General features: G+C 76.3%; 9 protein-coding genes. 2 read left to right on the forward strand and 7 right to left on the reverse strand.

Annotated elements, in window-relative coordinates:
• Positions 1 to 49: 49 nt before the first annotated feature.
• Together ACFV4G_RS30300 and ACFV4G_RS30305 are read left to right on the forward strand one after the other, a co-directional pair.
• Entirely contained in the window at positions 50 to 1,306 is a 1,257-nt protein-coding gene (locus ACFV4G_RS30300; protein WP_380445316.1) for an SLC13 family permease, read from the forward strand.
• A 4-nt stretch (positions 1,307 to 1,310) separates the two neighbouring features.
• Positions 1,311 to 1,796, forward strand: a complete 486-nt coding sequence (locus tag ACFV4G_RS30305; protein ID WP_380445306.1) for a universal stress protein — start codon at positions 1,311 to 1,313, stop codon at positions 1,794 to 1,796.
• Here the strand turns inward: ACFV4G_RS30305 and ACFV4G_RS30310 are convergent.
• The 7 genes from ACFV4G_RS30310 to ACFV4G_RS30340 all read right to left on the reverse strand — a co-directional run.
• Positions 1,793 to 4,378 carry a glycoside hydrolase N-terminal domain-containing protein gene (locus tag ACFV4G_RS30310; RefSeq protein WP_380445307.1) on the reverse strand — a complete coding sequence of 862 codons (2,586 nt, stop codon included), beginning with the start codon at positions 4,376 to 4,378 and terminating at the stop codon, positions 1,793 to 1,795. The two genes, ACFV4G_RS30305 and ACFV4G_RS30310, sit on opposite strands and share 4 nt — an antisense overlap.
• Position 4,379: 1 nt before the next feature.
• A complete protein-coding gene (gene larE / locus ACFV4G_RS30315) occupies positions 4,380 to 5,243 on the reverse strand; it encodes an ATP-dependent sacrificial sulfur transferase LarE (RefSeq protein ID WP_380445308.1) in 864 nt (287 codons plus the stop codon).
• The gene (gene larC, locus ACFV4G_RS30320) at positions 5,240 to 6,466 is read right to left on the reverse strand and encodes a nickel pincer cofactor biosynthesis protein LarC (protein ID WP_380445309.1); all 1,227 of its coding nucleotides are present in this window, start codon (positions 6,464 to 6,466) and stop codon (positions 5,240 to 5,242) included. Before larC ends, larE begins: the two co-directional genes overlap by 4 nt.
• Complete coding sequence (gene larB, locus ACFV4G_RS30325) at positions 6,463 to 7,143, reverse strand: nickel pincer cofactor biosynthesis protein LarB (RefSeq protein ID WP_380445310.1); 681 nt, start codon at positions 7,141 to 7,143, stop codon at positions 6,463 to 6,465. Before larB ends, larC begins: the two co-directional genes overlap by 4 nt.
• Before the next feature lie 29 nt (positions 7,144 to 7,172).
• Complete coding sequence (locus ACFV4G_RS30330) at positions 7,173 to 8,297, reverse strand: glycerate kinase (RefSeq protein WP_380445311.1); 1,125 nt, start codon at positions 8,295 to 8,297, stop codon at positions 7,173 to 7,175.
• Positions 8,294 to 9,583 (reverse strand): nickel-dependent lactate racemase, encoded by a 1,290-nt coding sequence (gene larA, locus ACFV4G_RS30335; RefSeq protein ID WP_380445312.1) that lies wholly within the window; start codon positions 9,581 to 9,583, stop codon positions 8,294 to 8,296. Before larA ends, ACFV4G_RS30330 begins: the two co-directional genes overlap by 4 nt.
• A partial coding sequence (locus tag ACFV4G_RS30340) for an amidohydrolase family protein (RefSeq protein WP_380445313.1) occupies positions 9,580 to 10,366 on the reverse strand: 787 nt, incomplete at its 5' end. The genes larA and ACFV4G_RS30340, both read right to left, overlap by 4 nt.

Genomic DNA, 10,366 nt, shown 5'->3' on the forward strand with positions numbered 1-10,366 from the left:
ATTCGATGGGGCCGTCGATCGTCACCACCGCCCGAATGGGAGCAAGACCCTGAGTACGTCGTTCGCCGAGGCGTTGTCCGTCGGCCTGCTGATCCTGGTCCTGGTCTGCGCGGTGGTGCGGCCCTGGGGGTGGCCGGAGGCGGTGGTCGCCGTGCCGGCGGCGGGGCTGGTGGTCGCCGTCGGCGCGATCTCGCCGTCGGACGCCCTGGCCGAGGTGCAGCGGCTCGGGCCGGTGGTCGGCTTCCTGGCGGCCGTGCTCGTGCTGGCCCAGCTCTGCGACGACGAGGGCCTGTTCCACGCCTGCGGGGCCTGGATGGCCCGCACCGCCGCCGGGCGGCCGCGCCGGCTGCTGGCGCAGGTGTTCGTGGTCGCCTCGGTGATCACGGCCGTGCTCAGCCTGGATGCCACCGTGGTGCTGCTCACCCCGGTGGTGTTCGCCACCGCGGCGCGGCTCGGCGCCCGGCCCAAGCCGCACGTCTACGCCTGCACGCACCTGTCGAACACAGCCTCGCTCCTGCTGCCGGTCTCCAACCTGACCAACCTGCTGGCCTTCGCCGCCAGCGGGCTGAGCTTCACCCGCTTCGCCGCCCTGATGACGCTGCCGTGGCTGGCGGCCATCGCCGTCGAGTACGCGGTGCTGCGCCGGTTCTTCGCCGCCGACCTGGACGCGGGCGCCCCGGCCCCGGCCGACCTCGCGCCGCCGGAGATGCCGCTGTTCGCCCTCGCCACCGTCATCGGCACGCTGGGCGGGTTCATCCTCACCTCCGTGCTCGGGCTCGACCCGGCGTGGGCGGCCCTGGCCGGTGCCCTCGTGCTCGCCGTCCGCGCGCTGGTCCGGCGGCGCACCACCCCGGTCGCGGTCGTGCGCTCGGCCGCGGTGCCGTTCCTGGCCTTCGTGCTGGCGCTCGGCGTCGTGGTGCGGGCCGTGGTCGACAACGGGCTCGCCTCCGCGCTCGGGCACCTCGTCCCGCAGGGCACCGCGCTGCCCGCGCTGCTCGGCACGGCGGCGCTGGCGGCGGTCCTGGCGAACGTCATCAACAACCTGCCCGCCACCCTCGTCCTGTTGCCGCTGGCGGCCCCGGCAGGGCCCGGCGCGGTGCTGGCCGTGCTGCTCGGGGTGAACATCGGCCCCAACCTCACCTACGCCGGGTCCCTCGCCACGCTGCTGTGGCGGCGCATCGTCCGCGAGCACGACACCGACATCGGCCTGGGCGAGTTCACCCGGCTCGGGCTGCTCGTCGTGCCCGCTGCGCTGCTGCTGGCCGTGGTGGCACTGTGGGGGTCCTTGCAGACCATCGGAGGCTGACACCGTGACCGTCGTCGTCTGGATCACCGAGGGCACCTGGCCCGCCTGCGTCGACGCCGCCCGGACGCACGCGCCGCGGGACGCCGGGATCGTCCTGCTCCACGTCAGCGGCCGGGAGGTGCCCGGCGCCGCGCACGGCGCCTTCGCCGGGCTGCTCGGGCGCGGCCACCCCGAGCGCGATCCCGGCACCCGGCTGGAGGGTCTGGCAGCCGCCTCGGGGCGGCACCTCCTCGATGCGGCGGCCGAGCGGCTGGGACGGCCCTGCACCCCGGTGGAGCGCAGCGGCCGCACCGAGCGCGAGGTCGTCGCCGCGGCGGAGGGGGCCGAGCTGCTCGTCCTCGCCCGGGACGGCGACCGCACGCGCCTCGGACCCCACAGCCTCGGGCCGGCCACCCGCTTCGTCGTCGACCACGCCCCCTGTCCCGTCCTGCTGGTCTGGCCGGAGCCGGCCCCGGGCGCCGACACCCTCCCTCCCCCGCCCCACCACTAACCCTGGCTGCCCGCCGGGCCGGGGAAGGCGAGCCGGCAGCGGCTGCCGGCCGGGAGGTGGAGCCGGAAGCGCCGGGGGTCTCCGGGAACCGGGACGAGTGCGGCGTCGCGGCCCTCCTGATCGGCCGCCACCGGACGGCCCGTCCGCTCGGGCAGGTACAGGTCGACCGTCGCGTCCCGGACGGCGTGCAGCTCGGCGCCGGTCAGCGCGCCCCGGCGCCAGCTCAGGTCGGCCGTGATGCCGCCCCGCGCGCGCAGGCCGTGGACGTCGCCGTCCGGCCAGGACGGCGGCAGGGCGGGCAGCAGCCGCACGATGCCGTTGTGGCTCTGCAGGAGCGTCTCGGCGATGGCGGCGGTGATGCCGAAGTTGCCGTCGATCTGGAACAGCTGCGGCGGGTGCAGGTCGAAGAGGTTGGCCGCGACGGAGGTCGCGAGCAGGCGGTCGACGGCGTGGCCGGCCAGGGGGCCGTCGCCGAGGCGGGCGGCCAGCGCGGCCACCCAGGCGAGGCTCCAGCCGGTGCCGCCTCCGCCGTGTTCCAGCCGGCGGTCCAGGGCGCGGCGCGTCGCGTCCACCAGGGAGGCGTCGGCGAGCGGGTCGACGGCGCTGCCCGGGTAGAGGCCGTACAGGTGGGAGAGGTGCCGGTGCCCCGGATCCTCGTCGGGGAGGTCGTCCCGCCATTCCAGGAGGCGGCCGTCGGCGGCGATGGACGGGGGCCGCAGACGGGCGCGGGTCCGGGCCAGGTCTTCCGCCAGGTCGTGGTCGACGCCGAGTTCGCGGGCGGCGGCGACGGTGTTGTCGAGCAGTTCGGCGGCGAGCCAGTGGTCCATCGTGGAGCCGGCGGAGACCGCGGCCAGGCTGCCGTCACCGAGCCGGAAGCTGTGCTCGGGCGACGTGGACGGGCTGGTCACCAGCGTGCCGTCCGCGTCCTCGACGAGGAGGTGGGTGAGGAAGCGCGCGGCCTCCCGCATGACGGGGTAGGCACGGTCGGCGAGGAAGGCGCGGTCCCCGTGGAAGAGATGGTGGTCCCACAGGTGGGCGGCCAGCCACGGCCCGGCCATGGGCCAGTGGAACCACATCGGCTCCCCCAGCACGGGGTTGGTGGCGCGCCAGATGTCGACGTTGTGGTGGCAGCACCAGCCCGGCGCGTCGTAGTACGCCCGCGCGGTGGAACGCCCGGACTCGGCGAGGTCGGTGACAAGGTCGAACAGCGGTTCGTGGCACTCGGACAGACCCGTCGTCTCGGCGGGCCAGTAGTTCATCTGGAGGTTGATGTTCGACGTCCAGTCGCAGTTCCACGGCGGCGTGACGAAGGTGTTCCAGATGCCCTGGAGGTTGGCGGGCTGGGTCCCGGGCCGGGAGGAGGCGATGAGCAGGTAGCGGCCGTAGGCGAACAGCTGGGCGGCGAGGCCCGGGTCGGCGGTGCCCGCGTTGGCGGCGGCGAGGCGCTCGTCGGTCGGCAGCTCCGCCGCCGGCCCCGCGCCGGGGAGCCGGAGGGAGGCCGCGGCGAAGAGCCTCCGGTGGTCGGCCACGTGGGCGGCGCGCAGCGTGTGGAAGTCCTGTCCCCCGGCGTCGTCGAGCCACTTGCGGGCCTCGGCGAGCGCCGCCTCGGGCCCGTCGGGCCGCTGCCGCCAGTCGTGGTACCCGGTGCCGACGGAGATCAGGAGCACGGCCTCGTCGGCACCGGTGACCTCGATCCCGCCGTCCGCGGCACGGGTGCTGCCGTTCACCGTCCGCACGCGTATCTCGGCGGCGAATCCGCTGCCCTCGTCGTCCCGGTAGACGGTGTCCGTGCGGCCGAGCCAGCTCGCGACGCTCGCCGGGGCGCGCCCGTGGACCGACAGGGCCGCCGCATCGGCGGAGGTGGCCGTGGCCGGGTGGGGCGTCGTCAGGCTCGTACGGAAGGTCAGGGCGCCGGGGGCGTCCGCGCTGAGGCGGACGGCCAGGACGCCCGCCGGGGCGGAGACGAAGCTCTCCCGCCGGTACCGGACTCCTCCTGCCGTGAACGACACGGTGTGCACGGCCTCGTCGAGGTCCAGGGCTCGCCGGTAGTCGGCCGCGTCGTCCTCGCCGTACTCGCCGTCCTCGCCGAGCGACGGGAAGGTCAGCAGGAGGGTGCCCAGCGGCTGGTAGGCCTCGGTGTCGGGACCCTGGAAGTGGGCGGTGGCGATCGCGTGGGCGCCGGCGTGGTCGCGGTCGCGCACCGCCTCCCGCAGGGCGGGCAGGTGGTCGGCGGCGCCGGCCCGGTCGCGGGGGCCGGGGCCGCCGGACCACAGGGTGTCCGCGTTGAGCTCGATCCGCTCGGTGCGCACGCCTCCGTAAGTCATGGCGCCGAGGCGGCCGTTGCCGAGCGGCAGCGCCTCCAGGAGGCCGTCGGCGGGGCGCCGGTACCAGAGCGGATCCGTGACGGGGTGCTGCGTGTCCGTGGGCGCGGTGTCCATCGGCGCGGGGTCCATCGGCGCGGCGTCCTTCCGGTCGTGGGCGGGGCGGGGTCCGTCGTCCGGGTGGACGGGCCGGAAGAAGGTGTTCAGGGGACGGTAGCGACGGCTCTGCGGCGGCCGGTTTCCGGACGGGCCGGTGGGCATCTCAGGGCTCCTTGGTGACGGGCGGCCGCTCGTGGTTGAGCCGGCCGGAGGCGAAGCCGTCGATCACGACCGGCGCCGCACCGAAGCCGGCGGCGGCCAGCACGTCGGCCAGGGAGGTCAACCGCGCTGCGGCGGGCACCACTTCGGCGTCGAGTTCGACCCGGACGGTGTCGCCGAGGTCGCGCACGCGCAGTTGCCCGGAGCGCAGTCCGGCGCCGGCGAGCGCCTCGCGCACCGCCCGTTCGGCGCGGTCGACGCGGGCCAGGCGGTGGCCGGTGACGGGGATGCCGTAGCGGATGCGGCTGGCCAGGCAGGGGGTGGCCGGCTTGTCCCAGGTCGGGAGGGACCACAGGCGGCTGACGGCGCGTACGTCCGCCTTGCCGAGGCCGGCGTCCAGCAGGGGCGTGCGGATCCCGCGCTCCCGCCCGGCTCGGATGCCGGGCCGGAAGGGGTCGGCCGCGTCGTCGGCGTTGGTGCCGGTGGCGACCTGGTCGAAGCCGTGTTCGCGGGCGACGGCGGCGATGACGTCGAGCACCTCGGACTTGCAGAAGTAGCAGCGGTCCTGGCCGTTGGCGCGGTAGCCGGGGCGGTTCAGCTCCTCGGTGCGGGGAGACAGGTGCGTCACGCCGAGGGTGTCGGCCAGCGCTCGGGCCGCGGCGAGCTCGCCGGAGGCGAGGCTCTCCGAAACGGCCGTCACGGCGAGCACGCCGCCCCGCCCCAGCGCGCGGGCGGCGGCCGCGAGGACGAGGGCGGAGTCGACGCCGCCGGAGTACGCGACGGCGACGGGTCCCGCTTCGCGCACCGCCGACAGCAGCGCGGCGGCCTTCTCCTCGACGGCGTCACCGCCCCTGGATTCACTGGTCACGGCGTTCCGTCCTCCTGCGTCCATCGATCCGGGTGGTCCTGCTCGGCCAGCCGCCGCGCCCGGTCGGCGACGGTGCGCAGCGGGAGGCCGGTTCGCCGCGCGGCGGCCGCGGCGTCGTCGTACTCCGCCTTGGCCCCGTACGGGCCCTGTTTGACCCGGACGGGCATGCCGTCGACCTCGACGGTGCCGGTCCGCCGGGGGGCCGCGACGCGGGTCTGGACGGTCTGGCGGACGCCGAGCGTTCCCGTCTCGGCGAGCACCAGCTCCCGGAGGTGCGGGGCGCTCTCGGGCCGGGCGAGGACGTGGAGCACGTGCGCCGGGCGGCCCTTCTTCATCACGGCCGTCGTCGTCCACGCATCGAGCGCGCCCTCGGCCAGGGCCCGCGCGATGGTGTGGGCGAGGGTCTCGCCCGTGACGTCGTCGAGGTTGGTCTCCAGGGTCACCACGGTCTCGACCGCCTCGGCGGCGCCGCCCGCCCCGACCGCGCCCGCCGGTTCCGCGCCGGACGGGGGCAGCGGGCGGCCCAGCGTGACGGCGACGACGTTCGGCCGGTCGGCGAGGACGCGGGTGCCGGCGCCGTAGCCCGTCGCCACCGGTGTCATCGTGGGCGGCGGGCCGTAGCGGGCGCCGGCGGCGCGGAGCAGGGCGGCCCCGGTCGGTGTGACGGTCTCCCCGCGCAGGTCGGTGCCGGTCACCACCGCGCCGGACAGCAGTTCCAGCGTGGCGGGGGCCGGGCAGGGCAGCAGTCCGTGCGCCGCGTGGACGCTGCCGACGCCGAGCGGGAGCGGCGCGCAGACCACCTCCGTCACGCCCAGGGCGTGGAGGGCCGCGGCGACGCCGACGAGGTCCACGAGGGCGTCGTGGCCGCCGAGTTCGTGCAGGTGGACCTCGCCGGGATCGGTGCCGTGCAGGCGGCCCTCGGCGCGGGCGATCGCGGTGAGTGCCGCAGTGGCGAGCGCGGCCACCGGCTCGGGCCGCGCGGCCGCAACCAGCTCCAGCAGTTCGGCGGCGCGCCGCTCGGAGGCGGTGTCCGTCACCCGCACCCGGGCGCTGGTGGCGGTGAGCCCGTGCACGGTCACCCGTTCGGCGTGGAGCTCCCAGCCCGTGAGGCCGGTGGCGACGACCGAGGCCCGCACCTGCTCCAGCGGTGCCCCGGCGTCGAGCAGGGCGCCGAGGAGCATGTCGCCGGCGAGGCCGGTGAACGGGTTGATCCAGCAGATCACGCGCGCCTGCTCCCCGCCCAGGCGAGCCGGTGCGCGGCCATCGCCGCGCCGAAGCCCGAGTCGATGTTGACCACGGTGATGCCGGCGGCGCAGGAGGCGTGCATGGCCAGCAGGGCCGTGACACCGGCGAGGGACGCGCCGTAGCCCGTGGAGACGGGCACGGCGATCACCGGGCAGCCGACGAGGCCGCCCACGACGCTCGCGAGGGCGCCCTCCATGCCGGCCACCACGACGACCGCGTCGCTCGCCCGCAGCTGCTCCTGGACGCGGAGCACGCGCTGGAGGCCCGCGACGCCCACGTCCTGCACGGTGGTGACGGCCAGTCCGACGGCTTCGGCCACGGCGGCGGCCTCCGCGGCCACCGGCCAGTCGGAGGTCCCGGCGGAGACGACGGTCAGCGCGAAGCCGTTCGTCCCGGCCGGGCGCCAGACCAGCAGGCCGGCCGTGGCGTCGTACGAACCCGCGGGCAGGTGGTCGAGGACCTCCCCGGCGGTCCCGGGGTCCACCCGGGTGACGAGGACCGGGCCGGAGTTGTCGCGCAGCAGTTCGGCGACGATCGCGCGGATCTGGCCGGGCGTCTTGCCGGGCCCGTAGACGACCTCGGGAAGTCCCTGGCGCTGTTCGCGGCCGATGTCCACCTGGGCGAAGCCGAGGTCGTGGACGCGGGTGGGGTGCATGCGGCTCTGCTCCTCGGGGGGTGCTGTGGTCAGGAAGAGTGCCGGCGGGCGAGCTCGGCGCCGGTTTCCCGGAGCAGGCGTCGCGTCTCGGCCATCGCGGTCGCGGGGCTGCCGGCCCGGTCGGCGAGGGAGTGGGCCGACGTGATGCCGTGGGCGGCGAGCTCGGCGGGCGACACCTCCACGCGTCCGGCGACGGCGGTGACCGGGACGCCGGCGCGGCGGGCCCGGTCGGCCACGCCGATCGGCGCCTTGCCGCGCAGGCTCTGCGCGTCGAGGCAGCCCTCGCCCACCACGACGAGGCTCGCCGAGGCCAGCGCGGCGTCCAGGCCGAGTTCGGACAGCAGCACGTCGACGCCCGGGCGCCGGCTCGCGCCGAGGACCAGCGCCGCGAACCCGGCGCCGCCGGCCGCCCCGGCTCCCGGCCGGTCGGACGGGTCCGTTCCCAGTCGCGCCGCGACGAGCCGTGCGAAGCGGGCGAGCCCGGCTTCGAGTACCGCGACCTGGCCCGGGTCGGCGCCCTTCTGCGGGGCGAAGACGGCGGCCGCGCCGTCGGCGCCGAGCAGCGGGTTGTCAACGTCGGAGGCCAGGACGAGCCGGACGCCGCGGAGGCGGGGGTCCAGGCCGGAGAGGTCAACCCGGTCCGCGTGGGCCAGGGCCGCGCCGCCGGGCGGGAGTTCGGCGCCGCGGGCGTCGACGACACGCGCGCCCAGGGCCCGGAGCAAACCTGCGCCGCCGTCGGTGGTGGCGCTGCCGCCCACGGCGAGGACGATCTCCCGGCAGCCCAGGTCCAGTGCGGCGCGCAGCAGTTCGCCCGTGCCGTAGGTGGACGCGGTCAGCGGCGCGTGCCCGTCCTCGGGCAGCAGGTGCAGGCCGGAGGCCTGGGCCAGTTCGACGACCGCCCGGTCGCCGCGGACGGCCAGGTGGGCGTCGACCGGCTCGCCCGTCGGGCCGCTCACCCGGACCGGCACCGCGTCGAAGCCGGCCGCGAGGAACGCCTCCGCCGTCCCCTCGCCCCCGTCGGCGACCGGTGCCTCGCGGACGCTCAGCTCCGGTGCCGCCTGCCGGATCCCCTCGGCGAGCCAGCGGCACGCCTGCACGGCGGTGGCCGAGCCGCGGAACTTGTCCAGGCACAGCAGGACCTGTCCTCGCGTCATGGCGCCGACGCTCCGCCGCTGCGCAGGTACGGGATCGTCATGGGCCCTTCCGGCAGGACGCACGCGCGGGCGCCCGGGCCGGCGGCGGCGAGTGCCTCGGCGACCGTCGCGGAGATGTCGGCGGTCTGTTCCAGGTGGGCGGTCGCGAGGTCGGCGTCGCTGAGGTGGGAGGTGTGCATCACCACCCGGCAGGAGGACTGGATCCGGGCCTGGACCTGCACCTGCCACTGGTCGGGCACGGTCCGCGGCCTGGCCCCGATGTCCGCGAGCAGGGCCTGCGGGGAGGGGGCCGAGGCGAGCACCTCCCGGTAGGAGCCGTGGTCGGGGAAGCCGTCGCGGCACTCGGCCGCGCAGACGATGAGGCCGCCGGGCCTGACCACCGTATGGGCGGCCGACATGCCCTTGACGGACTGGTACAGGTTCTGGTCGAGAGGGTGTCCCGCGTTGGTGGTCACCACGACGTCGAAGAGGTGGTCGACCGGGCGCATCGCGATGCGGCGGGCGGCGGCGGTGGCCGCCGCGTGCATGGGCAGCAGGTCGCCGCCGAAGGCCTCGACGATGCGGTGGTCGCGGTTGAGGACGACGTCGAGCGCGAAGTCGACGCCGGTGCCCGCCGCGATGGCGCGGACGTCGTCGTGGACGGGGTTGCCGTGGGTGACGCCCCAGGTCGCGCGGGGGTCGCCGATGCGCTTGGCGTCGTGCAGGACCAGCACGGTCTCCAGGCCCGCGAGGCCCGGGGCGACCAGTTTGGGGCCGCCGGAGAAGCCGGCGAAGAAGTGCGGCTCGACGAAACCGGTGGTGATCCGGACGTCGGCCTCCACCCACTCGCGGTTCAGCCGGACCGGGACGTCGTCGCCCCAGCGGCCCACCCATGCGAGCGCCGCGTCGTCGCGGGCGTCGTGGTTGGCGATCCGGATCCGGTCGACCACCTCGTCGCCGAACATCCGCCGCAGCTCGTGCGGGTCGTTGCCGCGGTGGGTGCCGGTGGCCACCAGGATCACCACGTCCTCGGGCCGGACGATCCCGTCGAGTTCGGCCAGGACGGCCGGGATCATCAGGTGGCGCGGCTGGGGCCTGGTGCCGTCGCAGGCGGAGATGGCGACCGTCTGGCCGGGCCTGACCCGCTCGCGCAGCGGCGGGCCGGTGACCGGTCGGCGCAGCGCGGCGCGGAGCGCGGCCGTCTCGTCGGCGGCGCCGGGGTGGTGCAGCGGCTCCACGACGGTGGTGACGGCCGGGTCGACGTCGATGTCGAGCCCGGTCTCACCGTAGGCGAGTCGGACCTTCATGCCGGCGGCTCCCCGTCGCCGGGCCGCGCCGGTCCGTCCAGCCCGTAGATCCGGGCCGCCGTGCCGCCGAAGACCTGCGCACGCTCGTGCGCTTCCAGGCCTTCCGTCAACTCGTCGGCGGTGTGGACGACTTGTTCGTAGGAGGCGGCCACCAGGCAGACCGGCCAGTCCGAGCCGAACATGACCCGCTCGGGTCCGAAGGCGTCGAGGGCGGTCTCCGCGTAGGGACGCAGGTCGGCGACGGTCCAGCCGGCCGGGTCGGCCTCCGTCACCAGGCCGGAGAGCTTGCAGGAGACGTTGGGTTCACGCGCCAGTTCGCGCAGGCGGCCGGCCCAGGGTTCCAGGTCGCCGCGCGCGATCGGCGGTTTGGCGAGGTGGTCGAGGACGAACGGCTGCTCCGGCAGGGCGCGCACCGTGTCGATGGCGGCGGGCAGTTGGTGGGCCCGGACGAGCAGGTCGTAGCAGAGCCCGGCGTCGCCGACCGCGCGCAGTCCGCGCCGGACGTCGGGGCGGGCGAGCCAGGCCGGGTCGGGTTCGCCCTGGACCAGGTGCCGGATGCCGACGAGCCGGTCGCCGCCCGGCCCTCGCCGCAGTTCGGCGAGGGTGTCGGCGATCCCGGGCGCGGTGAGGTCGGCCCAGCCGACGACGCCCGCGATCAGCGGTTCGGCGGCGGCCAGGGCGAGGAACTCCCGGGTCTCCGCGGCGTCCGGCAGGACCTGCACCAGCACGGTGCGGTCGAGGGCGGGCGCCCCGGCCCCCGGGGGCCCGGGGGCCGCGCCGCCT

The organism is Kitasatospora sp. NPDC059747, assembly GCF_042732955.1.
Lineage (GTDB): Bacteria > Actinomycetota > Actinomycetes > Streptomycetales > Streptomycetaceae > Kitasatospora.

Bases quoted from the DNA above. Each gene is read 5' to 3' on its own strand.
- larA (WP_380445312.1), bottom strand. From the start codon at position 9,583: ATGAAGGTCCGACTCGCCTACGGTGAGACCGGGCTCGACATCGACGTC.
- ACFV4G_RS30330 (WP_380445311.1), bottom strand. From the start codon at position 8,297: ATGACGCGAGGACAGGTCCTGCTGTGCCTGGACAAGTTCCGCGGCTCG.
- larB (WP_380445310.1), bottom strand. From the start codon at position 7,143: ATGCACCCCACCCGCGTCCACGACCTCGGCTTCGCCCAGGTGGACATC.
- ACFV4G_RS30310 (WP_380445307.1), bottom strand. From the start codon at position 4,378: ATGCCCACCGGCCCGTCCGGAAACCGGCCGCCGCAGAGCCGTCGCTAC.